The sequence below is a fragment of the Pseudomonas sp. S2_E01 genome (genome assembly GCF_054668365.1).
The window spans coordinates 120,978-147,200 of the sequence record NZ_CP162762.1; the positions used below are offsets into that span (position 1 = coordinate 120,978).

General features: G+C 59.7%; 24 protein-coding genes. 16 read left to right on the forward strand and 8 right to left on the reverse strand.

Translation table 11 applies throughout. The features are described from left to right. Positions 1 to 52: 52 nt before the first annotated feature. A complete protein-coding gene (locus AB4O36_RS00585) occupies positions 53 to 988 on the reverse strand; it encodes an IS110 family transposase (RefSeq protein WP_460121494.1) in 936 nt (311 codons plus the stop codon). 296 nt (positions 989 to 1,284) lie between these two features. After that, on the reverse strand, positions 1,285 to 1,563 hold the full coding sequence (gene rpsT / locus AB4O36_RS00590) for a 30S ribosomal protein S20 (RefSeq protein WP_368555431.1): 279 nt from the start codon (positions 1,561 to 1,563) through the stop codon (positions 1,285 to 1,287). 252 nt (positions 1,564 to 1,815) lie between these two features. Between rpsT and murJ the strand changes: the two genes are divergently transcribed. Beyond that, positions 1,816 to 3,354, forward strand: a complete 1,539-nt coding sequence (murJ, locus tag AB4O36_RS00595) for a murein biosynthesis integral membrane protein MurJ (protein WP_460140880.1) — start codon at positions 1,816 to 1,818, stop codon at positions 3,352 to 3,354. On the opposite strand, the gene AB4O36_RS00600 is transcribed toward murJ, so the two are convergent. Continuing rightward, positions 3,322 to 3,576 carry a hypothetical protein gene (locus tag AB4O36_RS00600; RefSeq protein ID WP_460126901.1) on the reverse strand — a complete coding sequence of 85 codons (255 nt, stop codon included), beginning with the start codon at positions 3,574 to 3,576 and terminating at the stop codon, positions 3,322 to 3,324. The genes murJ and AB4O36_RS00600 overlap by 33 nt on opposite strands. Between AB4O36_RS00600 and ribF the strand changes: the two genes are divergently transcribed. The 5 genes from ribF to ispH are packed head-to-tail and all read left to right on the forward strand — an operon-like array spanning position 3,484 to position 9,184. Continuing rightward, a complete protein-coding gene (gene ribF / locus AB4O36_RS00605) occupies positions 3,484 to 4,422 on the forward strand; it encodes a bifunctional riboflavin kinase/FAD synthetase (RefSeq protein WP_460120740.1) in 939 nt (312 codons plus the stop codon). The genes AB4O36_RS00600 and ribF overlap by 93 nt on opposite strands. A gap of 13 nt (positions 4,423 to 4,435) precedes the next feature. Further along, positions 4,436 to 7,267, forward strand: a complete 2,832-nt coding sequence (ileS, locus tag AB4O36_RS00610; RefSeq protein ID WP_460120742.1) for an isoleucine--tRNA ligase — start codon at positions 4,436 to 4,438, stop codon at positions 7,265 to 7,267. Beyond that, positions 7,260 to 7,772: a signal peptidase II gene (lspA, locus tag AB4O36_RS00615; protein ID WP_460120744.1), complete on the forward strand. Its 513-nt coding sequence runs from the start codon at positions 7,260 to 7,262 to the stop codon at positions 7,770 to 7,772. The genes ileS and lspA overlap by 8 nt, the downstream gene beginning before the upstream one ends. Then, entirely contained in the window at positions 7,765 to 8,217 is a 453-nt protein-coding gene (fkpB, locus tag AB4O36_RS00620; RefSeq protein ID WP_460140881.1) for an FKBP-type peptidyl-prolyl cis-trans isomerase, read from the forward strand. Before lspA ends, fkpB begins: the two co-directional genes overlap by 8 nt. A 19-nt stretch (positions 8,218 to 8,236) precedes the next feature. After that, positions 8,237 to 9,184 (forward strand): 4-hydroxy-3-methylbut-2-enyl diphosphate reductase, encoded by a 948-nt coding sequence (gene ispH / locus AB4O36_RS00625; protein ID WP_460120746.1) that lies wholly within the window; start codon positions 8,237 to 8,239, stop codon positions 9,182 to 9,184. A gap of 1 nt (position 9,185) precedes the next feature. Here the strand turns inward: ispH and AB4O36_RS00630 are convergent, their stop codons facing one another. Beyond that, the gene (locus tag AB4O36_RS00630; RefSeq protein WP_460140882.1) at positions 9,186 to 9,704 is read right to left on the reverse strand and encodes a GspH/FimT family pseudopilin; all 519 of its coding nucleotides are present in this window, start codon (positions 9,702 to 9,704) and stop codon (positions 9,186 to 9,188) included. A gap of 128 nt (positions 9,705 to 9,832) precedes the next feature. On the opposite strand from AB4O36_RS00630, the gene AB4O36_RS00635 reads away from it, so the two are divergent. Genes AB4O36_RS00635 through thiO form a run of 7 tightly spaced genes read left to right on the forward strand, consistent with a single transcriptional unit; the run spans position 9,833 to position 16,645 of the window. Further along, positions 9,833 to 10,306: a GspH/FimT family pseudopilin gene (locus AB4O36_RS00635; RefSeq protein ID WP_460140883.1), complete on the forward strand. Its 474-nt coding sequence runs from the start codon at positions 9,833 to 9,835 to the stop codon at positions 10,304 to 10,306. Beyond that, entirely contained in the window at positions 10,303 to 10,752 is a 450-nt protein-coding gene (gene pilV, locus AB4O36_RS00640; protein ID WP_460140884.1) for a type IV pilus modification protein PilV, read from the forward strand. Before AB4O36_RS00635 ends, pilV begins: the two co-directional genes overlap by 4 nt. Then, entirely contained in the window at positions 10,749 to 11,474 is a 726-nt protein-coding gene (locus AB4O36_RS00645) for a PilW family protein (protein ID WP_460140885.1), read from the forward strand. Before pilV ends, AB4O36_RS00645 begins: the two co-directional genes overlap by 4 nt. 11 nt (positions 11,475 to 11,485) lie before the next feature. Next, positions 11,486 to 11,968, forward strand: coding sequence for a pilus assembly PilX family protein (locus tag AB4O36_RS00650; protein WP_460120755.1), 483 nt, complete (start codon positions 11,486 to 11,488; stop codon positions 11,966 to 11,968). Beyond that, complete coding sequence (locus AB4O36_RS00655; RefSeq protein ID WP_460140886.1) at positions 11,955 to 15,065, forward strand: pilus assembly protein; 3,111 nt, start codon at positions 11,955 to 11,957, stop codon at positions 15,063 to 15,065. The genes AB4O36_RS00650 and AB4O36_RS00655 overlap by 14 nt, the downstream gene beginning before the upstream one ends. Positions 15,066 to 15,079: 14 nt before the next feature. After that, positions 15,080 to 15,487: a type IV pilin protein gene (locus AB4O36_RS00660; protein WP_460120759.1), complete on the forward strand. Its 408-nt coding sequence runs from the start codon at positions 15,080 to 15,082 to the stop codon at positions 15,485 to 15,487. 57 nt (positions 15,488 to 15,544) lie between these two features. Next, positions 15,545 to 16,645, forward strand: coding sequence for a glycine oxidase ThiO (gene thiO, locus AB4O36_RS00665; protein WP_460120761.1), 1,101 nt, complete (start codon positions 15,545 to 15,547; stop codon positions 16,643 to 16,645). A gap of 528 nt (positions 16,646 to 17,173) precedes the next feature. Here thiO and AB4O36_RS00670 read toward each other — a convergent pair. The 4 genes from AB4O36_RS00670 to AB4O36_RS00685 all read right to left on the reverse strand — a co-directional run bounded on the left by AB4O36_RS00670 (position 17,174) and on the right by AB4O36_RS00685 (position 21,470). After that, on the reverse strand, positions 17,174 to 18,505 hold the full coding sequence (locus AB4O36_RS00670) for a sigma-54-dependent transcriptional regulator (protein WP_460120763.1): 1,332 nt from the start codon (positions 18,503 to 18,505) through the stop codon (positions 17,174 to 17,176). 2 nt (positions 18,506 to 18,507) lie between these two features. After that, a complete protein-coding gene (locus AB4O36_RS00675; protein ID WP_460120765.1) occupies positions 18,508 to 20,097 on the reverse strand; it encodes a sensor histidine kinase in 1,590 nt (529 codons plus the stop codon). Next, on the reverse strand, positions 20,087 to 20,320 hold the full coding sequence (locus AB4O36_RS00680) for a PP0621 family protein (protein WP_460120767.1): 234 nt from the start codon (positions 20,318 to 20,320) through the stop codon (positions 20,087 to 20,089). The genes AB4O36_RS00675 and AB4O36_RS00680 overlap by 11 nt, the downstream gene beginning before the upstream one ends. 127 nt (positions 20,321 to 20,447) lie before the next feature. Continuing rightward, positions 20,448 to 21,470, reverse strand: coding sequence for an outer membrane protein assembly factor BamD (locus tag AB4O36_RS00685; protein ID WP_460120769.1), 1,023 nt, complete (start codon positions 21,468 to 21,470; stop codon positions 20,448 to 20,450). Between the two features lie 151 nt (positions 21,471 to 21,621). Here AB4O36_RS00685 and rluD point away from each other — a divergent pair, with 151 nt between their 5' ends. The 3 genes from rluD to clpB all read left to right on the forward strand — a co-directional run bounded on the left by rluD (position 21,622) and on the right by clpB (position 26,001). Then, a complete protein-coding gene (gene rluD / locus AB4O36_RS00690) occupies positions 21,622 to 22,584 on the forward strand; it encodes a 23S rRNA pseudouridine(1911/1915/1917) synthase RluD (protein ID WP_460120771.1) in 963 nt (320 codons plus the stop codon). Then, positions 22,581 to 23,306 carry a peptidoglycan editing factor PgeF gene (pgeF, locus tag AB4O36_RS00695; RefSeq protein WP_460120773.1) on the forward strand — a complete coding sequence of 242 codons (726 nt, stop codon included), beginning with the start codon at positions 22,581 to 22,583 and terminating at the stop codon, positions 23,304 to 23,306. The genes rluD and pgeF overlap by 4 nt, the downstream gene beginning before the upstream one ends. A 130-nt stretch (positions 23,307 to 23,436) precedes the next feature. Further along, positions 23,437 to 26,001, forward strand: coding sequence for an ATP-dependent chaperone ClpB (gene clpB / locus AB4O36_RS00700; RefSeq protein WP_460120774.1), 2,565 nt, complete (start codon positions 23,437 to 23,439; stop codon positions 25,999 to 26,001). Positions 26,002 to 26,223: the final 222 nt, after the last annotated feature.

Below are 26,223 nucleotides of genomic sequence, written 5' to 3' on the forward strand. Positions count from 1 at the left end.
CTGAACGAAAAATACTGTGGGAGATTCTATGTTGCCCGACAAGTTTGAATTCTCAAGCTGACAGGTATTCGCTCTGATTTTTCATCAGGGCGAATGCCACTCGGCAGAGCTTTCGGGCCAAAGCTACCAAGGCCTGGGTTTTCGAGAAGCCTCTGACCAGATATGCCTCGTAAAACGGCTTCCATTTGGCCGAGCGACACGCCGCCATTGCCGCGTTGTAAGCCAAACGACGCACCTCCGGATCCCCTTTTTTGGTCAGGGATCGCAGCCCATTTTTCTTGCCGGAGTCATCGACCGCCAAGTCCATCCCTAGAAACGCGATGAATGCATCGCCGTTCGCAAAATCTCCCCGTATATAGGTCGCCGCCAACCCCGTTGCAGTTAGCTCTCCAACGCCTTCTATGGCTTTGCAGCGCTCGATATTTTCCTCAATTCCTGCCTCCTTACTGACCTTGCGCAGCAGTTTCTGGATAGCCTGATCTGCCTGCTTGAATGCCTTCTGTTGAGCGGTTTGTAGCTTTTTCAACAGAGGTTCACTGGTCCAACTCAACATCAGCCCAGTATGGTTCTTGATCAGCGTTGCCCGCCTGTGAAGAAGGCTCTTCAGTGTGCTGTAGGCTTTGGGCGGCGGGGTCCAGATCCGCAATTTGCTTTGTTCGCTCTCCAGGTAACGCGCCAGCAAGCGTGCATCGCAGGGATCATTCTTGGCTCTTTGACCGACTCCACGGCGGTAATGGCTCACACGATAAGCATCCACTACGTAGACCTGGTGGCCCATTTCGTGAGCCAGCTCGACCGTGTCCAAGTGGTAAATGTTGGTGGCTTCAAGTGCTATGGCACTTTGAGCTGGCAGCGTTTTAAGCCAACGTTTGAGGGCTGCTCGCTCGTTTTTAATGGATTCAAGGGTTTGCTGATCAGCGCGGTAGACAACGATCTCGGCCTTGGCGACATCGATACCGACAACCGTTTGCGAAGTAAGGATTGTCATAACAAATCCTCGGAGCTAGGGTTTAGGTGCTTGTTGGGGTCTACCGTTGCGCTGGCTTGTCTCTATCGTCGGTTAACCGATGAATTCCTTATCGGCGCTTTGGGTAGAAGGGGTGGGAGGAGAAGTCTCCCACGGTCTGTACTGGTCAGAGTCAGAATCGAGTCTGTAGTCCCACCCCACCCCTTCAAGTCTAAACATACAAGCGAGCCTGCTCGCTCCCACGGTGCTCTCTATATCATCAAATCACAGACAATAAAAAACCGACCCTTGGGTCGGTTTTTTAGTGAACGCGTCGCTTAGGCAGCAGCGGCGACGTTCAGGGCCTTTACGTGGCCATTCAGGCGGCTCTTATGGCGAGCAGCCTTGTTTTTGTGGATGATGCCTTTATCGGCCATGCGGTCGATAACTGGCACAGCCAGGGTGTAAGCGGCTTGAGCTTTTGCAGCGTCTTTTGCGTCGATGGCTTTAACTACATTCTTGATGTAGGTACGAACCATGGAACGCAGGCTGGCGTTGTGGCTGCGACGCTTCTCAGCCTGTTTAGCACGTTTTTTGGCGGAAGGTGAGTTGGCCACCGTCGAGCTCCTCGAAAGACTTTTTAGGAAATAGCAAACAAAATAGGCCGCGAATCATGCCGATGAGTTGAAGTCTTGTCAAGGGCGGTTGAGACGTTCCGCTAAGTGGTAGGTATAAAGAGGCGGGAGATTTCTTTCCGGCGTTTGACCTGTAAACTCGCGAGCTTTGGCTCTGTGCTGTTGCGGCGCGGAGTATCGCACAAGTAGGCGCATTGTTCGCCTGCTGTTTATCGACAGGCGCGAACTCTTTTAATGAATCTGCTCAAATCATTGGCGGCCGTCAGCTCTATCACGATGCTTTCCCGAGTTCTGGGGTTCGTACGCGACACCCTCATCGCGCGCGCCTTCGGTGCGGGGATGGCAACGGATGCTTTCTTTATCGCGTTCAAGCTGCCCAATCTGTTACGCCGAATCTTCGCTGAGGGAGCGTTCTCCCAAGCGTTTGTGCCGATTCTCGCCGAATACAAAAACCAGAAAGGCGAGGAGGCAACGCGCACTTTCATTGCCTACGTATCCGGGCTGCTGACGCTGGTGCTGGCGCTGGTGACCGCGCTGGGCATGCTCGCCGCGCCCTGGGTGATCTGGGTGACCGCGCCAGGTTTTACCGACACGCCGGAAAAATTCGAGCTCACTTCCAGTCTTCTGCGCGTGACCTTTCCTTATATATTGCTGATCTCCCTGTCTTCACTGGCAGGCGCCATCCTCAATACCTACAACCGTTTCTCGGTGCCGGCCTTCGTGCCGACCCTGCTCAATGTCAGCATGATCATCTTCGCGGTGTTCCTGACGCCGTATTTCGATCCGCCGGTCATGGCCCTGGGCTGGGCGGTGCTGGCCGGCGGCCTGGCGCAACTGTTGTATCAACTGCCGGCACTGAAAAAGATCGGCATGCTGGTGCTGCCGCGCCTGAATCTGCGTGACAGTGGCGTGTGGCGGGTCATGAAGCAGATGCTGCCGGCGATTCTCGGGGTGTCGGTCAGCCAGATTTCACTGATCATCAATACGATTTTTGCCTCGTTCCTGGTGGCCGGTTCCGTGTCATGGATGTATTACGCCGACCGTCTGATGGAATTGCCGTCCGGCGTGCTGGGCGTGGCCTTGGGCACGATTCTGCTGCCGACCCTGGCCAAGACCTACGCGAGTCAGGACCGGACCGAATATTCGCGCATACTCGACTGGGGCCTGCGCCTGTGCTTTGTGCTGGTGCTGCCCTGTGCCCTGGCATTGGGGATCCTGGCTGAGCCGCTGACGGTTTCGCTGTTTCAGTACGGCCAGTTCAGTGCCTTCGATGCGGCCATGACGCAGCGAGCGCTGATTGCCTACTCGGTCGGTTTGCTCGGTATTATCGTGATCAAAGTGCTGGCGCCGGGCTTTTACGCGCAACAGAACATCCGCACGCCGGTGAAAATCGCGATTTTCACGCTGATTGTTACGCAGTTGTTCAACCTGATGTTGATCGGTCCGCTGGCCCATGCCGGTCTGGCCCTGGCCATCAGTGCGGGTGCCTGTCTCAATGCCGGGTTGCTGTTTTACCAACTGCGCAAGCAGCAGATGTACCAACCGCAACCGGGGTGGGCGAAGTTTGGCGCCAAGCTGGTAATCGCCGTGCTGGTGATGTCTGGGGTATTGCTGGCCGGGATGCACTTCCTGCCGGCGTGGGATCAGGGGCACATGCTCGAGCGTTTCCTGCGCCTGGGCGCGTTGGTCGCGGCAGGTGTGGTTTCGTATTTCGGCATGTTGCTGTTAATGGGCTTCCGTTTACGCGACTTCAATCGCAAGGCGTTGAGCTGAAGACTTTGCCTTGAAAATCATCGGCGGGCCGGCGGTTTTGTCGGCTCGATCACTTTGGGTTACGGTGCTGCCTGTCGTCGGCCGCCGGGTGTGGTTATAATCGACCACTTTATGAGCAAGAAGCGCGTTATGCAGCTGGTTCGAGGCCTTCAAAACCTGCGCCCCCAGCATCGGGGCTGTGTCGCCACTATTGGCAACTTTGACGGTGTTCACCGTGGTCACCAGGCAATCCTGGCGAGACTTCGTGAGCGTGCGCGCGAGTTGGGCGTACCCAGCTGCGTGGTGATTTTCGAGCCGCAGCCGCGAGAGTTCTTCGCTCCTGACACCGCGCCGGCGCGCCTGGCCCGATTGCGCGACAAGCTGCAGTTGATGGCGGGCGAGGGCGTCGATCGCGTACTGTGCCTGGCGTTCAATCAGCGCCTGAGCAAGCTCAGTGCCAGCGAATTCATCGATACCATTCTGGTCGACGGCCTGGGCGTCAAGCATCTTGAGGTCGGTGACGACTTTCGCTTCGGCTGTGACCGGGTCGGCGATTTCGAGTTCCTGCAACAGGCTGGTGTCATGCAAGGCTTTACCGTCGAAGCCGCGCAAACCGTCGAGCTCGATGGCATTCGCGTCAGCAGTACCCAGGTGCGTAATGCCCTGGCGGCCGCTGACTTCGCCTTGGCCGAGCGCCTTCTCGGGCGTCCATTCCAGATTACCGGAAGGGTATTGCACGGACAGAAACTGGCGCGCCAACTGGGTACGCCCACTGCCAACATTCAACTCAAACGTCGTCGAGTGCCGCTGACCGGGGTGTATCTGGTCAATGTCGACATCGACGGCAAGACCTGGCCAGGCGTCGCCAATATTGGCGTACGGCCCACGGTCCAGGGAGATGGCAAAGCCCATCTCGAAGTCCATCTTCTGGATTTTGCCGGCGATCTGTATGACCGGCGTCTGACGGTGGTTTTCCACCACAAGCTGCGTGAAGAGCAGCGTTTCGCCTCTCTGGAGGCGTTGAAAACGGCGATCAACGCGGATGTCGCCGCCGCCCGTGCACTAGCCGCACCTAGCGCCCATCGCTAATGAAGAGCCTTAAATGACCGACTATAAAGCCACGTTAAACCTTCCGGACACCGCCTTCCCAATGAAGGCCGGCCTGCCTCAGCGCGAACCGCAGATTCTGCAGCGCTGGGACAGCATTGGCCTGTACGGAAAGTTGCGCGAGATTGGCAAGGATCGTCCGAAGTTCGTCCTTCACGACGGTCCTCCGTACGCCAACGGCACGATTCACATCGGTCATGCGCTGAACAAAATCCTCAAGGATATGATCATCCGCTCCAAGACCCTGTCGGGCTTCGATGCGCCGTACATTCCGGGCTGGGACTGCCACGGCCTGCCGATCGAGCACAAGGTCGAAGTGACCCACGGCAAGAACCTGGGCGCGGACAAGACCCGCGAACTGTGCCGTGCCTATGCCACCGAGCAGATCGAAGGGCAGAAATCCGAATTCATCCGTCTGGGCGTGTTGGGCGACTTTGCCAACCCCTACAAGACCATGGACTTCAAGAACGAGGCCGGTGAAATCCGTGCCCTGGCCGAAATCGTCAAGGGCGGTTTCGTGTTCAAGGGCCTCAAGCCGGTGAACTGGTGCTTCGACTGCGGTTCGGCACTGGCCGAAGCGGAAGTCGAGTACGAGAACAAGAAGTCCTCGACCATCGACGTGGCATTCCCGATTGCCGACGAAGGCAAACTGGCTGCCGCGTTCGGCCTGCCGTCGCTGGCCAAGCCGACTGCCATCGTGATCTGGACCACCACCCCGTGGACCATCCCGGCCAACCAGGCGCTGAACGTCCACCCGGAATTCACCTACGCCCTGGTCGATATCGGCAGCAAGCTGCTGGTGTTGGCCGAAGAGTTGGTCGAGGCGTGCCTGTCGCGCTACGGCGTCGAAGGCTCGGTACTGGCCACTGCACCGGGCTCGGCGCTGGAACTGATCAACTTCCGTCACCCGTTTTACGACCGTCTGTCGCCGGTCTACCTGGCCGACTACGTCGAGCTGGGCGCCGGCACCGGCGTGGTTCACTCCGCTCCTGCCTACGGCGTGGACGACTTCGTGACCTGCAAGAAGTACGGCATGGTCAACGATGACATCCTCAACCCGGTGCAAAGCAACGGCGTATACGTGCCGTCGCTGGAGTTTTTCGGCGGCCAGTTCATCTGGAAGGCCAACCCGGCCATCGTCGACAAACTAACCGAAGTCGATGCGCTGATGCACACCGCTGTCATCGAACACAGCTACATGCACTGCTGGCGCCACAAGACCCCGCTGATCTACCGCGCCACCGCGCAGTGGTTTATCGGCATGGACAAGCAGCCAGCCACTGGCGAGACCCTGCGCCAGCGTTCGCTCAAGGCCATCGAAGACACCAAGTTCGTGCCGGCCTGGGGCCAGGCGCGCCTGCACTCGATGATCGCCAACCGTCCGGACTGGTGCATCTCTCGCCAACGTAACTGGGGCGTGCCGATCCCGTTTTTCCTCAACAAGGAAAGCGGCGAGCTGCACCCACGTACCGTCGAGCTGATGGAAGAAGTGGCCAAACGCGTCGAAGTCGAAGGCATCGAGGCCTGGTTCAAACTGGACGCCGCCGAACTGTTGGGTGATGAAGCGCCGCAGTACGACAAGATCAGCGACACCCTGGACGTCTGGTTCGATTCGGGCACCACGCACTGGCACGTTCTGCGCGGTTCGCACCCAATGGGCCACGAAAACGGCCCGCGTGCCGATCTGTATCTGGAAGGTTCGGACCAGCACCGCGGCTGGTTCCACTCATCCTTGCTGACCGGTTGCGCCATCGACAACCACGCGCCATACCGCGAGCTGCTGACCCACGGCTTCACCGTCGACGAGTCTGGCCGCAAGATGTCCAAATCGCTGGGCAACGTGATCGCACCACAAAAAGTCAACGACACCCTGGGTGCCGACATCATGCGTCTGTGGGTCGCCTCGACTGACTACTCCGGTGAGATGGCAGTGTCCGAGCAGATCCTGCAACGCAGTGCGGACGCCTACCGGCGTATCCGTAACACGGCGCGCTTCCTGCTCTCCAACCTGACCGGTTTCAACCCGGCCACCGACCTGCTGCCCGCTGAAGAAATGCTGGCCCTGGACCGTTGGGCGGTGGATCGCACCCTGCTGCTGCAGCGCGAGCTGCAAGAGCATTACGGCGAATACCGCTTCTGGAACGTCTACTCCAAGATCCACAACTTCTGCGTGCAGGAGTTGGGTGGTTTCTATCTCGACATCATCAAGGATCGCCAGTACACCACCGGCGCCGACAGCAAGGCCCGGCGTTCGTGCCAGACTGCGCTGTTCCACATCAGCGAAGCGCTGGTGCGCTGGATCGCGCCGATCCTGGCGTTCACCGCCGACGAGCTGTGGCAGTACCTGCCGGGCGAGCGTAACGAATCGGTGATGCTCAACACCTGGTACGAAGGCCTGACCGAACTGCCGGAAGGCTTCGAGCTGGATCGTGCGTACTGGGACCGGGTCATGGCGGTCAAGGTCGCGGTCAACAAGGAAATGGAAATCCAGCGTGCGGCCAAGGCCGTCGGTGGCAACCTGCAAGCCGAAGTGACGCTGTTCGCCGAAGACGCACTGAGTGCCGACCTGGCCAAGCTGAGCAACGAACTGCGCTTCGTGCTGATCACCTCCACCGCCAGCGTTGCGCCATTGGCGCAGGCACCGGCCGATGCCGTGGTCACTGAAGTGAGCGGCCTGAAGCTGAAGATCGTCAAGTCGGCTCACGCCAAATGCGCCCGTTGCTGGCACTGCCGTGAGGATGTCGGCGTGAATCCGGAACATCCGGAAATCTGCGGCCGCTGCGTGGACAACATCAGCGGTGCTGGCGAGGTTCGTCACTATGCCTAATGGCGTTGGTCGTTTTGGACGGCTGGGTTGGCTCTGGCTGAGTTTGCTGGTCCTGGTCATCGACCAGGCCAGCAAGTTCTACTTCGAGGGCTCGCTGAAGATGTACCAGCAAATCGTGGTGATCCCCGATTACTTCAGTTGGACCCTGGCCTACAACACCGGCGCCGCGTTCAGCTTCCTGGCTGACAGCTCCGGCTGGCAGCGCTGGTTGTTCGCGCTGATCGCCGTGGCCGTCAGCGCGGTACTGGTGGTGTGGCTCAAGCGCCTGGGGCGTAACGAAACCTGGCTGGCGGTCGCCCTGGCGTTGGTGCTGGGTGGCGCGCTGGGCAACCTGTATGACCGCATCGCCCTGGGCCATGTGATCGATTTCATCCTGGTGCATTGGCAGAACCGCTGGTATTTCCCGGCGTTCAATTTCGCTGACAGTGCAATCACTGTGGGTGCGGTGATGCTGGCGCTGGACATGTTCAAATCCAAAAAAACTGGAGAAGCCGTTCATGACTGAACAGGTATTGGCTGAACAACTCATCCGAGAGCACACCGAAGTCACTTTGCACTTTGCACTGAACCTGGAGAACGGCGACACGGTCGACAGCACTTTCGACAAGGCACCGGCGACCTTCAAGGTCGGTGATGGCAACCTGCTGCCAGGTTTCGAGGCCGCGCTGTTTGGCTTCAAGGCCGGCGACAAACGCACGCTGACCATTCAGCCGGAAAACGCCTTTGGCCAGCCCAACCCGCAAAACGTCCAGGTCATCCCGCGCTCGCAGTTCAAGGACATGGAGCTGTCGCCGGGATTGCTGGTGATCTTCAACGATGCGGCCAATACTGAACTGCCTGGCGTGGTGAAAGTCTTCGATGACGAGCAAGTGACCATCGACTTCAACCATCCGCTGGCCGGCAAGACATTGACCTTTGACGTGGAAATCATTTCCGTCACGGCGTTGTAAGCGACACACGAGGCACACCATGCAAATCAAACTCGCCAACCCCCGTGGCTTCTGCGCCGGAGTGGATCGGGCGATCGAAATCGTCAACCGCGCCCTGGAAGTCTTCGGTCCGCCGATCTATGTGCGCCATGAAGTGGTCCACAACAAATTCGTGGTCGAAGACCTGCGTGCTCGCGGCGCAATCTTCGTCGAAGAACTGGATCAGGTGCCGGACGACGTCATCGTGATCTTCAGTGCCCATGGCGTATCCCAGGCCGTACGAACCGAAGCCGCCGGGCGTGGCCTCAAGGTGTTCGATGCCACCTGCCCGTTGGTGACCAAAGTGCACATCGAGGTTGCGCGCTACAGCCGCGACGGTCGTGAATGCATCCTGATTGGCCATGCCGGCCACCCGGAAGTCGAAGGCACCATGGGCCAGTACGATGGCAGCAATGGTGGGGCGATTTACCTGGTGGAAGACGAGAAAGACGTCGCCGCATTGCAGGTGAACAACCCGGAAAAACTGGCGTTCGTCACTCAGACCACCTTGTCCATGGACGATACCAGCCGTGTCATTGATGCCCTGCGTACTCGCTTCCCGGCCATCGGTGGCCCGCGCAAGGACGACATCTGCTACGCCACGCAAAACCGTCAGGATGCGGTGAAGACCCTGGCCGACGAATGTGATGTGGTGTTGGTGGTCGGTAGCCCGAACAGCTCCAACTCCAACCGCCTGCGTGAACTGGCTGAGCGCATGGCCACCCCGGCGTACCTGATCGACGGTGCCGAAGACCTGCAAAAGAGCTGGTTCGATGGCGTCGAACGTATTGGCATCACCGCCGGTGCTTCCGCTCCGGAAGTCCTGGTGCGCGGCGTGATCCAGCAATTGCAGGCCTGGGGTGCCACCGGCGCCGATGAACTGGCCGGGCGCGAGGAGAACATCACGTTCTCGATGCCCAAAGAGCTGCGGGTTCGCTCGCTGACCTGATTCACCGTTCGCATAGAGCCTGCTCGGCCTTTTGGTTGCGCAGGCTGGCGCGGCCGGAGCGGGACACTACGACTTGTAGCTGACTGATCGGTTTGCGAGCATCGCAAAAATGCAACGTCCCATTTTGAAAGCTGCGATGAGTCATCAGCGGCATTCCCAAGCTACTGAAGCGTATGTAGCTCGTCACCATTTCATTCCCGACAATCGCCAGTTTGTTGCCATTCGCGTGCTCTGAGATCAGCGGGTTGTCACGGTCATCCGCGCCTTTGCCGCTCACATCGAGAATGACGCGCCAGCCTTGGCCCCAATCTCCGTCGATGCCATGGATCACCACGGCCTGACTTCGTGTCATCGCCAGCGTGCGGGCATGACGGATGCCGCTGATCAGCGAACTGGCGGCTTCCTTGCGCTGGATCGACTCAGTGAACGCGGCCATCGCCGGGCTGACCCAATACAGAACAATCCCGACAATCGTCAGTCCCATAAGCAGTTCGATCAGGCTGAAACCTTGCTGGTGCATGGTATCTCCCTCCCTGGAGCGGGGTGACGCGCGCGATCCTTGCGCGAGTAATGGCAAAACAACCGTACCCCTGTCGGTCGAATGTTCTAGCGTGTTACAGGTATAGCCGACGGTAACGGAGGGCATCGATGGATCATCGTTCAAAAGGTTTCACGCTGATCGAGTTGCTGGTCGCACTCGCTGTTTTCCTGGTGCTGATCACTCTGGCAGTGCCAATGTTTACCCGTTCGATACAAGGCACCCGGGCCGATACCGAGATGGGCGATCTGCAACGCGGTTTGAATTACGCCAGGCTGGAGGCCATTGATCGGGGGATCACCACACGCGTGCGACCGACGTCGGGCGGCACCACCTGGACGGGAGAACTGTCGATTTATGACGGTACTGGCAATCCGGCCAATGTATTGCGGGTTGTTCCTGCGATGAGCAGTGGCGCCACTCTGACGCTAACCTCAGGAGTGACCGCCATCGACTTCAACAATCTGGGCGGTCTCTCGGCACCTTCCACGGCGGTGGTGATCAACTATGTACTGGGGGCGCAAAGCAGGACGCTGACAGTGTGTTTGAACGGACGAATTCTATTGGGCGGAAGTTGCGGATGAGGGGATGGAGCAAGCGTGCACAGGAAGGCACCACGCTGATCGAAGTACTGGTCGCCTTGTTGATTTTGAGTGTCGGGTTGCTGGGCGCGGCGGCATTTCAGCTCAATGCACTGAAGTACACCGACAGCTCGCGGATGACCAGCCAGGCGAGTTTCATCGCCTATGACATGCTGGACCGCATTCGAGCCAATTCCGGCGCCGACTACACCGTAACGCCTCCGACCTCGGGCAATCCCAGTGTTGCGCGGGACCAGGACCTGTACGACTTCGCCTCCAATATCCGCAATTTCCTCGGCAGCACGGCCACCGGCACTGTCACGCTGAACCAACGGGTGTACACCATCACCATCACCTGGGACGACTCGCGGGCCGCCAAGGCTGCCGACTCCCGCCGCAGCCTTGTGCTGACCAGTCGCGCCGCCGTCGATCCGGTGGTGACGCCATGAACCGGGGGCACAGTCGTGGTTTCAGCCTGATCGAATTGCTGATCGCCCTGGTGCTGAGCCTGGTGGTGGTGCTCGGGGTGGCGCAGGTATTCATCGCGGCCAAGAACACTTACGTCAGCCAAAACGCCGCTGCCAACATGCAGGAAGATGCGCGTTTCGTGCTGAGCAAGATGATCCAGGAAATCCGAATGGTGGGGATGTTCGGTTGCGTGGCCACCATCACCGATGCCAGCTCGGGGGCTGGCTTCAGTGCGAATCAGGCCAACCCGATCAGTTGGGACAACGCCAATCTCAGGCTGACCCTGGTGACGGCCGATGTCGGAAACGGTGGAGGCACGCCGACCTGGACGGTGGTGTCCGACTGTCGAAACACGGCCACGGCGTACTCGGAAGCGCGAACGCCTGCCTTGGGGCAATTGGCGTTTCCCATCCGGCGCCTGATCTACAGCCTCAAGAACAACCAGCTCACCATGGGGGTCGGTTCCGGAATACCGAGTGCGCCCGCCCAGGCCGTGCTGGTCGACAATGTCAGCGCCTTCAACGTCAGTTTCGGCATGGCCAGTTCGGCATCCGAAGGTGCCGCGTCGAGTTATAGCAGCAACCCTTCGGACGCGGCTCGGATCCGCAGTGTGCGCCTGACGTTGACCCTCACGGATCCCAACCGACAGGTGCGCGACCAGACCTTCAGCGTGGTTGCGGCCCTGCGCAACCGATTGCCATGACGGGGCGACTGATGAATGTTCAATCCATGAACCCTGGCGGTCAACGCGGCATGGCGTTGCTGGTCAGCTTGGTATTCCTCTTACTGCTGACTCTTATCGGCATTTCGTCGATGCAGAACGCCACGCTCCAAGAAAAGATGGCCAGCAGTGTGACCTTGCGCAACCAGTCGTTCCAGAACGCCGAAGCCGTGCTGCGTATCGGTGAAAGTGTGGTGCAGATGAGCACCTTCACCCTGCCGGTGTGCAGCGGCACCACCCAATGTGCACCGCCTGCCGAATCGGCAACGCTCACCACCGCCGGGGTAAACGCGACGTCGGGCGTAACCTGGGTCGGTGTGGCCAACGGTTTCTATGGGGTACAAAACATCGGCGCCTCGCTGAACGCGGTGAACGTGCCGAGCAACACCTCTGCGACGCTCTACCGCATCACGGCAGTGGCCATCGTGGGCAACAACGTGCGCAGCGTGGTGGAGAGCATTTATGCCAAGTACTGACTCGCGCGTGCACAAGTGGCGGCAATGGCTGTGTGGCGTTGCGGTGGGAGCGTACCTGTCGGCCCCGGTGTACGCGTTCACGCCTTCGGACTCACCTTTGCTGAGTGCAGCGGCAGTACCGCCCAACGTGATGTTGCTCATCGATGATTCGGGCAGCATGAACAACATCATTTGGGCGCCAGGTTTTGATCCGACGGCGAACCGTCCCCAAATTGCGAACTGCAATTCCAGTTTTTCGTGTTTTGGCGGCCAGAACCTGGACATGAGCGATACCAACATCGCTTTATCGAGCCTCAACCGTGGCGGTTGTTCGACCAACGGCAACTGGTTCGGCTTCTATCGAGGACTCTTGGGGCTGGGGTCAATTTGCCTGAAGCTGCCGGACCCGGTGGGGAATCAGAATACCCGTTACACGGCGAACTACCTGTCTTACCTGGTTTCACAGGCCAACGGGGCGAACCGGGACTACACCACCGGCGCCATTCCCAATGATTACCGGATCAGCGTTGCGCAGGATGTCTCGACCAGCCTGGTCAGCAACAACCGTTCGCTGCGGATCGGCCTGTCGACGTTCAACCCTCCCGTCAGCGGCAACCCAGGCCCCGGTGGATTCATCGCCCGCGGCATCAGCGACCTGTCCCCTGTCAGTGGCAGCGTCACCCAAGCGCAGGCAGACGCCAACTACAACGCGTTGATCAATTCGATCAATGGTTTGAGCGCGATCGCCAATACCCCGTTGGCGGAAACCTACTACGAGATCACCCGCTACATGCGCGGCATGGCGCCGTACTACAACTCGACGCCCACGACCTACACCAGCCCGATCCAGTATCGCTGCCAGAAAAACTATGGCGTGGTGATCACCGATGGTTTGCCGACTTACGACCGCACCTTTGCGACCAATGATCCGCTTGGGGGCAGCCGCCTGCCAAACTGGGACGGCAACAGCGCGAACGATGGCGACAATCTCAATGGAGACGGCGAGGGCGACACCCTGTACCTGGACGACATTGCCAAGTTCGCTTTCGACATCGACATGCGCAGCACTGGCACCGACGCCGCCGGCAAAAGCTGGAATGCGGTGGATTTTCCCAAACAGAACATGAACACCTACACCGTGGGCTTCACCGCTGCGAACCAGATGTTGTCGGATGCCGCGAGCTACGGGCAGGGTAAGTATTATCAGGCAACCGACAGTGCCGGGCTCAGTACGGCATTGGCCTCGGCGCTGAGCGATATCACCTCCAAAGCCGGTTCCGGAGGCAGCGGCACTACCAGCAGCGCCATTGTCGGGGTCGGATCTGCTTATTATCAAACCAGCTACGACCCCAAGGATTGGCGTGGCACGATTAAATCCTATGGTTTCAGTGCTACCGGTTCGGTGAACACCTCTTCGGTGCTCTGGACCACCGACACCGCCATCATGCCCGGCGCCACCGCGCCGACTTATCAGTCCTGGAACAGCGCCAGCAACGCCCCTGTGGCTCTGGCTTTCGCCAATTTCGCTCCGGCGCAGCAGACGGTACTGAATCAAGGCCTGCCCACCGGCATCACGGGCAGCGATCTGGTGGAATGGAGCAAAGGCACCAACAAGACCGGGTTGAAAACCCGTACCGTTCTGCTCGGTGACATTATCAACTCGCCCCTGGTGCTGGCATCGCCCACGGAACAAACCGCGTCTGACCTGGCGAACGACACCAGCTACAGCAACTATCTGGCGACCAAAGCCAGCAACATGAACAGCAACCTGGTGGTCAATGGCAACGACGGTTTTGTCAGTGTGATCAATGCAGGTAACGGCGCCCGGCGTTATGCCTATATGCCTTCCAGTGTGTTGCCATCTCTGCGTTACATCGCTGACACCACCTATATCAACGGTGTGAGCCACAAGTTTCTGGTCGACGGACAGGTCGGCGTATTCGACGCGCAACTGGCCGGCGCCTGGAAAACCCTGGCACTGGGAGGCACCGGCGCGGGCGGTAAGACGTTTTACGCATTGCAGCTGTTTGATGCGTCGGCGGGTAACGCGATCAAGGCGCTGTGGGAGCTCAGTGCGCCGGCTACAGCCAATACCGCAAACACTTTCAATGATCTGGGTTATGCCTATGCGCGCCCGGACGTGGCACGCTTGGCCGATGGTCGATGGGCGGCGTTCATTGCCAACGGTTATGGCAGTAACTCCGGTGTAGCAGCGCTGTATGTGGTGGATATTCGCGATGGCTCGCTGATCAGGAAGATCGTCGTCGACCCGAGCGACACCAATAACGGCCTCTCCTCGGTGAAACTCAAGGTCAACTCCCAGAATGTGGTGCAGGCCGCTTATGGCGGTGACCTGGAAGGGCAGTTGTGGAAATTCGATTTGAGCAGTGTCAGCCCTGACAGTTGGGGCGTGGCGTTTTCCGGCAAGCCTTTGTTCACGGCGGCGGGCGGTACTACCCAGCCGATCACGGCGCAGCCGTTGCTGGCCGATAACTCGTTGGGCGGCAAGGTGGTGTTTTTTGGCACCGGCAAATTCAACGAGGCCGTGGACAAGACCAACAAGGATCTACAGGCGTTTTATGCGGTGTGGGATGCGGACGGTGGCTCGGGTCAGATCACTACGTCCAGTTTGCAGGCCCAGTCGATCACGGGCGTGTTTTCGGGAAGTTCGGGACAGTTCGTCACCACCAGTCAGAACGAAGTGATTTATCCGGGGAAAAAGGGCTGGTATCTGCCGTTGGTCTACAACAACCTTTTGACCGGCGAGCGAGTCATCAACCAGGCCGCTTTGGTGCTGGGGCGGATCGTCTTCACCACGGCGGCGGTCGATACCACGGACCCCTGCGCCAGTTTCGGAACCGGCAAGCTGATCGAACTGGATGCGTTCAGCGGTAAGATGCTCAACTACGCCGTGCTCGACACCAATGGCGACGGGGTAGTCGACAGTGCGGACACGATATCCAGCGGGGTGGTGTTCTCCGGGGGGATGCCGATGTTGAATGCCATCGTCAACGGCGGAGCGCGCAAGGTCGTGAACGACTCCAGTGGAACACCCACTACGTTGGTGGAGAAGGCCGGCGGCGGTAGCCGTCGCATCATGTGGCGGCAAATTCAGTGAGTGAGAGTTCAGGCATGCGCAGATCCAACCGAGGTTTTACCCTGATCGAAATCATGATCGTGATTGCGATCATTGGTATCGTCATCACCATTGGCTACCCGAGCCTTACCGAATACGTGAAAAAAGGACGGCGGGCAGAAGTGACCGGTTTGCTGTCCGAGCAGGCGCAACTGCTTGAGCGTTTTTATTCAAAGAACACCACCAGCGTCTACACCGGTGCCACTGGATTGAGCACCGGCAACGATTTCTACACCATCACCCCGACCCTGACGGACCAGACGTTCCTGCTGACCGCCACCCGCAAGGCCGGCAGCGCCATGGCCACTGACAAGTGCGGCGATTTCACCATCACCAACACCGGCGTCAGAAGCATGGTTAACGCAGCGTCCGGGCTGACCACGAAGGATTGCTGGGGCCGCTGAGTTTCATCGTTCGGGCGCTTTGTGTGCCCTCTGTCTATCTAACGTTTGGATCGAAACATGACCATGCAACAGCAAGTAGTGATCGTCGGCGGCGGTGTGATTGGCCTGATGACGGCGTTCAATCTCGCCTCCGAAGTGCACAGCGTTGTGCTGCTGGATCGAGCGAGTGTCGGGCAAGAGGCGTCCTGGGCCGGTGGTGGCATTGTTTCGCCGCTGTACCCATGGCGTTACAGCCCGGCGGTCACTGCACTGGCGCATTGGTCGCAGGATTTTTATCCACAACTGGGTGAGCGGCTGTTTGCCACCACCGGAGTGGACCCGGAGGTACACGTCACTGGGCTGTACTGGTTGGACCTGGAAGATGAAGCCCTGGCCCTCGAATGGGCCGAGCGGGAAGGTCGACCGTTACGGGCTGTGGATATCTCGGCTGTGCACGATGCCGTCCCGGTATTGGGCGCTGGATTTTCCCGGGCCATCTACATGGCCGATGTGGCCAACGTGCGCAACCCGCGGCTGGTCAAATCGCTCAAGGCAGCCTTGCAGGCGCTGCCGAACGTGACGATCCACGAGCAATGTGAAGTCGGCGGATTCATTCGTGAAGGCGATAAGGTCGTTGGTGTGCAGACGTCGAAGGGTGATGTTCACGGCGATCAGGTGGTCCTGACCGCTGGTGCCTGGAGCGGTGACTTGCTCAAGGGCCTGGGGCTGGAACTTCCCGTGGAGCCGGTCAAAGGTCAGATGATTCTCTACAAGTGTGCGGCTGACTTCCTGCCAAGCATGGTCCTGGCCAAACGCCGCTACGCCATTCCGCGTCGGGATGGGCACATCCTGGTCGGTAGCACGCTGGAGCACGAAGGTTACGACAAGACGCCGACCGAGTCGGCGCTGGAGAGCCTGAAGGCAACGGCCGTGGAATTGATTCCGGCGCTGGCGGATGCAGAAGTGGTCGGGCACTGGGCCGGATTGCGACCGGGCTCGCCGGAGGGCATTCCCTACATTGGCCCAGTGCCGGGTTTTGACGGGTTATGGCTCAACTGTGGGCACTACCGCAACGGCCTCGTGCTGGCGCCTGCTTCGTGCCAGTTGTTCGCCGATGTGATGCTGGGCCGCACCCCCATCATCGATCCAGCCCCCTATGCCCCGATCGGACGACTGTAGGAGCGAGTGCCCGTAGTGCCCGGGCATTCATCGCGAGCAAGCTCGCTCCTACAGGGGAACACAGACCTCTGTAGGAGCGAGCTTGCTCGCGATGGTCGTCAACGATAACGCGGGCTGTCTGAATGCCCGCGTTGCCCGGTTACTCATCGCGAGCAAGCTCGCTCCACAGGGGAACACAGACGTCTGTAGGAGCGAGCAGGCTCGCGATGGTCGTCAACGATGACGCGGGCCGTCTGAATGCCCGCGTTGCCCGGGCACTCATCGCGAGCAAGCTCGCTCCTACAGGGGAACACAGACGTCTGTAGGAGCGAGCAGGCTCGCGATGGTCGTCAACGATGACGCGGGCCGTCTGAATGCCCGCGTTGCCCGGGCACCCATCGCGAGCAAGCTCGCTCCACAGGGGAACACAGACGTCTGTAGGAGCGAGCTTGCTCGCGATGGTCGTTAACGATGACGCGGGCTGTCTGAATGCCCGCGGTGCCCGGGCATTCATCGCGAGCAAGCTAGCTCCTCCTGTAGGAGCGAGTCTCAATCCAACCCGAGTTTTTTCAACCGGTAACGCATCGACCGAAATGACAGATTCAATCGCTGCGCCGCCGCCGTGCGGTTCCAGCGGGTTTGCTCCAGGGCCTGGAGGATGAGTTTGCGCTCGACGTTTTCCAGATAGTCTTCCAGGTTGTCGATCTGCGTCAGATCCGGCACGCCGTTTTCTGCGCTGCTGTTGCCCTCGACCAAGCGCAGGTCTGCGGTTTCGATCTGTTTGTTTTCGCACAGGGTATGCGCCCGTTCGAGCACATTTTCCAGTTCCCGCACGTTGCCCGGAAAGCGATAGCCCTTGAGCGCGTCGAGGGCCTTCGGATGGAGTTTGGCCACAGGTTGGCCGGTCACTGCGGCGAGGCGCTTGAGAACATGCCCGGCCAGCGATTCGATATCGTCGCGGCGCTCGCGTAACGGCGGCACCCTGAGTTCGATGACGTTGAGCCGGTAGTACAAGTCCTGGCGGAAGCGTCCAGCGGCCACTTCGGCATCGAGGTCTTTATGGGTGGCGCAGAGGATACGCACATCGACCACGGTTTCCTGTTGGCCGCCTACGCTGCGCACAGCCTTTTCCTGAATCGCCCTCAGCAGTTTGACTTGCATCGACAGTGGCAGATCCGCCACTTCATCGAGGAACAGCGTGCCGCCATGGGCCGCCTGGAACAGTCCGGGTTTGTCTTCAATGGCGCCGCTGAAGCTGCCTTTGCGATGGCCAAAGAACTCGCTTTCCACCAGCTCCGACGGGATCGCCCCACAGTTAACCGGGACAAACGGCTGATTGGCTCGCGCGCCTTGCTCGTGGATCAGCCGTGCCACCAGCTCCTTGCCGCTGCCGGACTCCCCGCTGATGTAGACCGGTGCCTGGCTGCGCGCCAGTTTGTCGATCTGTTTGCGCAAACTGCGCATGGGCAGTGAGTCGCCCAGCAGGCGGCGATCGACGCTGCTGCTTGGTGCGGGCATGCGCAGCGCGCTGCTGACCAGCTCGCGTAGACGGGAGAGATCCACCGGTTTGGTCAAAAAATCGAACGCCCCGGCCTTGAGCGCGTTGATCGCCGTCTCCAGGTTGCCGTAGGCGGTGATCATGGCCACTGGCAGTTGCGGGTAGCGTCGCTGAATGTGTTGCACCAGGTCCAGGCCCGTGCCGTCCGGCAGGCGCATGTCTGTAAGACACAGGTCGAAGGTCTCGCGCTTGAGCAACGCTTGCGCCTCACCCAGGTTGCGAGCACTGAAAGTGTCAAGCTTCATGCGTCCCAGGGTGATTTCCAGCAGCTCGCGGATATCCGGTTCATCGTCGACGATCAGGACTTTTTGCTGTGGGCTCATATTCAACTTTGTTTCCGTCCGTGAGCAAAGGTGATGCGAAAGCAACCGCCGCCTTGGCGTGATTTGAAGTCTAGGCGGGCCTGGTTGCTTTCGCACAGCTCACGGGACAGATAGAGCCCAAGCCCCGTGCCTTGAGCGCTGGTGGTATAGAACGGCTCGAACAGATGGACCTGTTGTTCGGTGGTCACGCCGGCTCCGTCGTCCAGCACCTCGATGATCGGCAGTTGGGTGTCGGCATCGATGAACAGATCGAGCCAGACCTGTGCCTGCTCGTGCTGCTGAGCGCTGTGGCGCCAGGCGTTGCGTACCAGATTGTCGAGTATCTGGGTGAGTTGGTTCGGGTCCATCAGGGTATTGAAATCACCCTCTGCGATGCGCAGGTGAATCTGCTGGTTATCGAGCGCACCCTCGCGGCTTTCGGCCACGAACCGTTCCAGCCACGGCTTCAGGTCGAGCCGTTGCGGCACGGTCTGCTGGCGGCGTGACAGTTGCAGGACGTTTTCGATAATCCGGTTCATGCGCTGGGAGTGATCTTGGATGATCTGGGTCAGACGCCGATCCGCGCCGTTGAGTTCCTCCGATTCCTGCAAGAGCTGGGCGGCGTGACTGATGGCACCCAAGGGGTTGCGTATCTCGTGGGCGATCCCTGCGGTCAGGCGCCCAAGGGCGACGAGCTTGAGCTGTTGCGCGTGCTGGGTGATGTGCGCGAGGTCCTCAAGAAACACCAGGGTCTGGCGGTTCGCGCTCTGGTCCAGGGCAATGAAGCTCGGTTGCAGTTCCAGACCGCTGCCGGCGACTTTCACGCTTTGGGGACGCAGGGTCGGGTTGCTCTGCCACAGGTGTAAGCGCTCGATCAGGGTGGGGGAGCAGTCGTCGATCAATTGACCTTCAAGCGTGTCTTGACCCAAAAGGGCCAAGGCGCTGTGGTTGGCCAGTTGCACGTGTCGCTGATCATCGAGCACCAGAATGCCGGTGCGCATGCGCTGTAAGATCAACGCGTTGAGAGCCTCAAGCTCCACGACTTCACTGGCGCGCTTTTCAGCGAGGGTCTCGCTCACCTCCACGCGTTGCATCATCGCTTGCACGAGCAGGGCCGCGGCAAAGCACAGCGCGCCCAGTGTGGCGGCTTGCAAGTAATCATTGGGGCTGGCGGGTTGGCTGAGCCCCAGAAGGAAGCTCTGTCCGACAATGCCCAGTGCGGCTACAGCGGCTATCAGCAAGCCCAAGCGGCCCCGCAGCAGGGCGTTACCGATCGCCACGGTGACCACCAGCAGGTTGCCGAAGGCGCTGGCGACACCGCCAGCGGCATAGAACAGGCTGCACAGCAGCAGGACATCGACCAGTGCCAGGCTGAAAAGCTGAGCAGGGCGGCGGATGTTCTCGAGGAACACGACCAGCAGAATGTTCAGCACCAGGTACAACCAGCTGCCATTGCGAAGCAGGTTGTCATTCGTTGAGGTCAGCAGCTGATTATCCAGGTTGCTGGAAATCAGCAGCACCAGCGTGATGCCGATGCTCAAGCGGTAGAGATGGTAAAGGCGCAGCAGTCGCTGGGCTTGTTTGCTATCGGGGCTGGAAGCCTCAGCGCTCACTGGAGCCCGGGCCTTGCTCAAGGTGAGCCTGGCTGCAATACCACTGTTGTTGAAGATTCAGCGCGCGGTCGCGTGGCAGGTGCACACCACAGTGGGCGCAGCGAACCATCGGTGCGGCTTCCAGTTCGGCGGAGGACTTTGGCACGCCGGTCGGTCCCTTGAACTTGCGCCAGAACCATACCGCAGCGGCAATCAGGGCGATCCAGAACAATAAACGAAGCATGATGAGCTGCTTTATGACGAGAGATTCAGCAGTTTAGCCAAGGACATGGGCAGCGCACAGCCACAGCGCTCGACAGACAATAAAAAAGGAGCCGGCGAGGGCTCCTTTTCGGTATTGCGCGCAGGTCTTAGTCGAACACGCCGAAGGTCATGTAGCTGAACCACGAGCGGTCTTCGTTGTTGCCAGCCGCGTCATGCTCTTCTTCTTCGATCACGTCGCCATTTTCATCTTTAGGCTTGAGCTCGTTCGGAATCGCATCCTTGGCGTCCTGGAACTGCTTCTGCACGTCCTGGTTGGCGCGGGTTTCTCCCGGCGGCAGCGGTGGACGGGACTCGATCAGGCCCAGAGTCGCCTTGCTCAGCCACGAACGGTTGTCGGCTTCGTCCATGGACGGTACGAACTGACCGTCCACCAGGCTTGGATGGTTCGGGTAGTTGAGCTTCAGTGTTTCCAGGCTGGTGGCAGCCAGTTCATCCAGGTGAAGGCGCTGGTAGGCTTCGGTCATCACCGCCAGGCCGTCGCCGACCGATGGGGTTTCCTGGAAGTTCTCCACCACGTAACGGCCACGGTTGGCGGCAGCGACGTAGGCCTGACGGGTCAGGTAGTAGTCGGCCACGTGAATCTCGTAGGCGGCCAGCAGGTTGCGCAGGTAGATCATGCGCTGCTTGGCATCAGGCGAGTAACGGCTGTTCGGGAAACGGCTGGTCAGCTGGGCGAACTCGTTATAGGAGTCGCGGGCAGCGCCCGGGTCGCGCTTGGTCATGTCCAGCGGCAGGAACCGCGACAGAAGACCGACGTCCTGGTCGAACGAGGTCAGGCCTTTGAGGTAGTAGGCGTAGTCGACGTTGGGATGCTGCGGGTGCAGTCGAATGAAGCGTTCGGCGGCTGATTTTGCAGCCTCTGGCTCAGTGTTCTTGTAGTTGGCATAGATCAGCTCGAGTTGAGCCTGATCGGCATAACGACCGAACGGATAACGCGACTCCAGCGCCTTCAGCTTGGCTGTTGCAGCGGTGTAGCTGTTGTTGTCCAGGTCATGCTGAGCCTGCTGGTACAGCTCGACTTCACTGAGGTTTTCGTCTACGACTTCCTTCGATGAGCAAGCAGCGGTCAATGCGAGGATGGCGATCAGCAGCAGGTGTTTCACTTGCATGGCGGCTTGCGTCCCTATGACGGCCGCTGTCTTGGGCGAGGCCGTCCTGTTATGATGAGCGCCCCGATGAATAGCCTCGGGGCAAAAGACGCCGTATTTAACCACAAGCGCGCAGCCGAAACCAAAGGCTGTGCCGACGCCCAGTCCGAGCATGTCCGATAAAATTGAACTTCGCGCAGAGGTGCCGTCCGAATTGGGCGGCCAACGCCTCGATCAAGTCGCCGCACAACTCTTCGCCGAGCACTCGCGCTCGCGCCTTTCCGCCTGGATCAAAGAAGGCCGCCTGACTGTGGATGGGGCGGTAATCCGCCCGCGAGACATCGTCCACGGTGGCGCCGTCCTTGAGTTGACCGCCGAGCAGGAAGCCCAGGGCGAATGGGTCGCTCAGGACATCGAGCTGGACATCGTCTATGAAGATGACGACATCCTGGTGATCAACAAGCCCGCAGGCCTGGTCGTGCACCCGGCCGCTGGCCATGCTGATGGCACCTTGCTCAACGCCTTGCTGCACCATGTGCCGGACATCATCAACGTCCCGCGCGCCGGTATCGTGCATCGCCTGGACAAGGACACCACCGGATTGATGGTGGTGGCCAAGACCATTCAGGCGCAGACAAAGCTCGTTGCACAACTGCAGAGTCGCAGCGTCAGCCGTATCTACGAATGCATCGTGATCGGCGTGGTGACCGCTGGCGGCAAGATCAACGCGCCCATCGGTCGTCATGGCCAGCAGCGCCAACGCATGGCCGTGATGGAAGGTGGCAAGCAAGCCGTCAGCCACTACCGGGTGCTCGAGCGGTTCCGCTCCCACACCCACGTGAGGGTCAAGCTGGAAACGGGTCGGACCCACCAGATTCGCGTACACATGGCGCACATTAACTTCCCGTTGGTCGGCGACCCGGCCTACGGTGGTCGTTTCCGCATTCCTCCGGCCGCGAACCCGACCATGGTCGAGTCATTGAAGACTTTCCCCCGCCAGGCGCTGCATGCACGGTTCCTGGAGCTGGAGCATCCGACTACCGGCGAGCGCATGAGCTGGGAGTCGCCTCTGCCGGAAGACTTCGTGTGGCTGCTGACCCTGCTCAAGCAGGATCGCGAGGCGTTTGTCGGATGAGTGACTGGCTGATTCCCGACTGGCCAGCGCCTGCCGGGGTAAAAGCCTGTGTGACCACCCGCACGGGCGGCGTCAGCCTGGCGCCGTTCGACAGTCTTAACCTTGGCGATCATGTCGAGGACAGGCCTGAAGCCGTGGCCGAGAACCGTCGACGCCTCACCGATCACTTTTCCATCGCGCCGGCCTGGTTAAAGCAGGTCCACGGCATCGCCGTGGCCCACGCCGATCCCAGCCTGGTCGCCACCGCTGACGCCAGTTGGTCGGCAACCCCTGGCATAGCCTGTGCGGCGATGACGGCCGATTGCCTGCCAGCGTTGTTCTGCGATCGCGCCGGTACTCGGGTTGCGGCGGCCCATGCCGGCTGGCGCGGGTTGGCGGCTGGCGTGCTGGAAGCGACACTCGACGCCCTGGCCGTTGCCCCCGAAAACGTGTTGGTCTGGCTCGGCCCCGCCATCGGCCCGCAAGCCTTCGAAGTCGGCCCGGAAGTACGGCAAACCTTTGTCGATCAAATGCCGCATGCCACCAAGGCCTTTATCCCCAGTCGCAACGAAGGCAAGTTCATGGCTGACATCTACGAGCTGGCGCGCCTGCGCCTGGCGACCCGTGGCGTCAGCGCTGTATACGGCGGCGGTTTCTGCACCGTGACCGATCCTCGCTTCTTTTCCTACCGCCGCAACCCGCGCACCGGTCGGTTCGCCTCCCTGGTCTGGCTCGAACGCTAGACTAGGCTGATCTGCATCAACATCAGGACGCTTGAAACTCCCAGAATCGACCGCATCTATAACGGTATCTGGCAGGCTTCTTCATTCAGGATGTTTTATTGGTCCGGCCTGCTCCATAGGAAGGTGAACCATGCGAATAGATCGTTTAACCAGTAAATTGCAGTTAGCCCTGTCCGATGCCCAATCGCTGGCCGTCGGCCATGATCATCCCGGCATCGAGCCCGCACATTTGATGCAGGCCATGCTGGAACAGCAGGGTGGTTCGATCAAACCCCTGCTGATGCAGGTCGGTTTCGACGTCAACAGCCTGCGTAAAGAGCTGACCAAAGAGCTCGACCAACTGCCGAAAATCCAGAACCCGACCGGCGACGTGAACATGTCGCAGGATCTGGCGCGCCTGCTCAACCAGGCTGATCGCCTGGCGCAGCAGAAAGGCGACCAGTTCATCTCCAGCGAGCTGGTGCTGCTGGCAGCGATGGACGAAAACAGCAAGCTGGGCAAATTGCTGCTTGGCCAGGGTGTGAGCAAGAAAGCCCTGGAAAATGCCATCAACAACCTGCGTGGCGGTGAAGCAGTCAATGATGCCAACCACGAAGAATCGCGCCAGGCGCTGGATAAATACACCGTCGACCTGACCAAGCGCGCGGAAGACGGCAAGCTCGACCCGGTCATTGGTCGTGATGACGAGATTCGCCGTACCATCCAGGTGCTGCAACGCCGCACCAAGAACAATCCGGTGCTGATCGGTGAGCCTGGCGTGGGTAAAACCGCCATTGCCGAAGGCCTGGCCCAGCGCATCATCAACGGTGAAGTGCCGGACGGCCTCAAAGGCAAGCGCCTGTTGTCCCTGGACATGGGGGCATTGATCGCCGGTGCCAAGTACCGTGGCGAGTTCGAGGAGCGCCTCAAATCCCTGCTTAATGAGCTGTCCAAGCAGGAAGGGCAGATCATCTTGTTCATCGACGAACTGCACACCATGGTGGGTGCGGGCAAAGGCGAGGGCTCGATGGATGCCGGCAACATGCTCAAGCCGGCACTGGCACGCGGCGAGCTGCATTGCGTCGGTGCGACCACGCTCAACGAGTACCGCCAATATATAGAGAAAGATGCGGCCCTCGAGCGGCGCTTCCAGAAAGTCCTGGTGGACGAACCGAGCGAAGAAGACACCATCGCCATCCTGCGTGGCCTCAAAGAGCGCTACGAAGTTCACCATAAAGTGGCGATTACCGACGGCGCGATCATTGCCGCGGCCAAGCTCAGCCATCGCTACATCACCGATCGTCAGTTGCCCGACAAGGCCATCGACCTGATCGACGAAGCGGCGAGCCGTATCCGCATGGAAATCGACTCCAAGCCGGAAGTGCTGGACCGTCTGGAACGCCGGCTGATCCAGTTGAAGGTGGAGTCCCAGGCACTGAAGAAAGAAAGCGACGAAGCGGCGATCAAGCGCCTGGAAAAGCTCCAGGAAGAAATCGTTCGTCACGAGCGCGAGTATTCGGACCTGGAGGAAATCTGGAACTCGGAGAAAGCCGAAGTCCAAGGCTCCGCGCAGATCCAGCAGAAAATCGAGCAGTCCCGCCAGGAACTGGAAGCGGCCCGGCGCAAAGGTGACCTGAACCGCATGGCCGAGCTGCAATACGGGGTCATCCCGGACCTGGAGCGCAGCCTGCAAATGGTCGACCAGCATGGTCACAGTGAGAACCAGTTGCTGCGCAGCAAGGTCACCGAGGAAGAGATCGCTGAAGTCGTGTCGAAGTGGACCGGCATTCCGGTGTCGAAAATGCTCGAAGGTGAGCGCGACAAGCTGATGAAAATGGAAAGTCTGTTGCACCAGCGCGTCATCGGCCAGGAAGAGGCGGTGGTCGCGGTGTCCAATGCGGTGCGGCGCTCACGCGCGGGGCTGTCCGACCCCAATCGCCCAAGCGGCTCGTTCATGTTCCTCGGCCCGACCGGTGTCGGTAAAACCGAGCTGTGCAAGGCGCTGGCCGAATTCCTCTTCGATACCGAAGAGGCGATGGTGCGGATCGACATGTCCGAGTTCATGGAGAAGCACTCCGTTGCTCGACTGATCGGTGCGCCACCGGGCTACGTGGGCTATGAAGAGGGCGGTTACCTGACCGAAGCGGTACGTCGCAAGCCTTATTCGGTGATTCTGCTGGATGAGGTCGAGAAGGCCCACCCGGATGTGTTCAACATCCTGTTGCAGGTGCTGGAAGATGGCCGTCTGACCGACAGCCATGGCCGCACCGTGGACTTCAAGAACACCGTGATCGTCATGACCTCCAACCTGGGCTCGGCACAGATCCAGGAGCTGGTGGGTGATCGTGAAGCGCAGCGCGCGGCAGTGATGGATGCGATTTCCGTCCACTTCCGTCCTGAATTCATCAACCGGGTCGATGAAGTGGTGATCTTTGAGCCGTTGGCGCGGGATCAGATCGCGGGCATCACCGAGATCCAGCTGGGTCGTCTGCGCAGTCGCCTGGCAGAGCGGGAGTTGAAGTTGGAACTGAGCCCAGAGGCCATGGACAAGCTGATTGCGGTGGGTTACGACCCGGTCTACGGTGCACGGCCGCTCAAACGAGCGATCCAGCGCTGGATCGAAAACCCGCTGGCGCAGTTGATCCTGTCGGGGCGTTTCATGCCTGGCGACGTCGCCAAAGGGGTGGTGGAGAACGACGAGATTGTCTTCGCCTGATTCCCGCTGGTAGCAAAAATGAAAAGGCCCTGCATTGCGGGGCCTTTTTTTCGTCAGGTTGTTGAACTCAAAGGAAAAGGCTTGTAAAGTGCGCCCCGCAGTAGGTCACCTCGAAGGGTTTCAGCTCACTGGGCAGAAATCTGAATTAAGTTGCAAATCATTAACTTGAAAGCAATTTAGGGGGTTGACAGAGGCGCTTAGGATTGTAGAATAGCGCGCCTC

Excerpts from the sequence above, each read along its gene's own strand:
- AB4O36_RS00585 (WP_460121494.1), bottom strand. The coding sequence starts at position 988 with ATGACAATCCTTACTTCGCAAACGGTTGTCGGTATCGATGTCGCCAAG.
- murJ (WP_460140880.1), top strand. The coding sequence starts at position 1,816 with ATGAATCTGCTCAAATCATTGGCGGCCGTCAGCTCTATCACGATGCTT.
- ribF (WP_460120740.1), top strand. The coding sequence starts at position 3,484 with ATGCAGCTGGTTCGAGGCCTTCAAAACCTGCGCCCCCAGCATCGGGGC.
- ileS (WP_460120742.1), top strand. The coding sequence starts at position 4,436 with ATGACCGACTATAAAGCCACGTTAAACCTTCCGGACACCGCCTTCCCA.
- lspA (WP_460120744.1), top strand. The coding sequence starts at position 7,260 with ATGCCTAATGGCGTTGGTCGTTTTGGACGGCTGGGTTGGCTCTGGCTG.
- fkpB (WP_460140881.1), top strand. The coding sequence starts at position 7,765 with ATGACTGAACAGGTATTGGCTGAACAACTCATCCGAGAGCACACCGAA.
- ispH (WP_460120746.1), top strand. The coding sequence starts at position 8,237 with ATGCAAATCAAACTCGCCAACCCCCGTGGCTTCTGCGCCGGAGTGGAT.
- AB4O36_RS00630 (WP_460140882.1), bottom strand. The coding sequence starts at position 9,704 with ATGCACCAGCAAGGTTTCAGCCTGATCGAACTGCTTATGGGACTGACG.
- AB4O36_RS00635 (WP_460140883.1), top strand. The coding sequence starts at position 9,833 with ATGGATCATCGTTCAAAAGGTTTCACGCTGATCGAGTTGCTGGTCGCA.
- pilV (WP_460140884.1), top strand. The coding sequence starts at position 10,303 with ATGAGGGGATGGAGCAAGCGTGCACAGGAAGGCACCACGCTGATCGAA.
- AB4O36_RS00645 (WP_460140885.1), top strand. The coding sequence starts at position 10,749 with ATGAACCGGGGGCACAGTCGTGGTTTCAGCCTGATCGAATTGCTGATC.
- AB4O36_RS00650 (WP_460120755.1), top strand. The coding sequence starts at position 11,486 with ATGAATGTTCAATCCATGAACCCTGGCGGTCAACGCGGCATGGCGTTG.
- AB4O36_RS00655 (WP_460140886.1), top strand. The coding sequence starts at position 11,955 with ATGCCAAGTACTGACTCGCGCGTGCACAAGTGGCGGCAATGGCTGTGT.
- AB4O36_RS00660 (WP_460120759.1), top strand. The coding sequence starts at position 15,080 with ATGCGCAGATCCAACCGAGGTTTTACCCTGATCGAAATCATGATCGTG.
- thiO (WP_460120761.1), top strand. The coding sequence starts at position 15,545 with ATGACCATGCAACAGCAAGTAGTGATCGTCGGCGGCGGTGTGATTGGC.
- AB4O36_RS00670 (WP_460120763.1), bottom strand. The coding sequence starts at position 18,505 with ATGAGCCCACAGCAAAAAGTCCTGATCGTCGACGATGAACCGGATATC.
- AB4O36_RS00680 (WP_460120767.1), bottom strand. The coding sequence starts at position 20,320 with ATGCTTCGTTTATTGTTCTGGATCGCCCTGATTGCCGCTGCGGTATGG.
- AB4O36_RS00685 (WP_460120769.1), bottom strand. The coding sequence starts at position 21,470 with ATGCAAGTGAAACACCTGCTGCTGATCGCCATCCTCGCATTGACCGCT.
- rluD (WP_460120771.1), top strand. The coding sequence starts at position 21,622 with ATGTCCGATAAAATTGAACTTCGCGCAGAGGTGCCGTCCGAATTGGGC.
- pgeF (WP_460120773.1), top strand. The coding sequence starts at position 22,581 with ATGAGTGACTGGCTGATTCCCGACTGGCCAGCGCCTGCCGGGGTAAAA.
- clpB (WP_460120774.1), top strand. The coding sequence starts at position 23,437 with ATGCGAATAGATCGTTTAACCAGTAAATTGCAGTTAGCCCTGTCCGAT.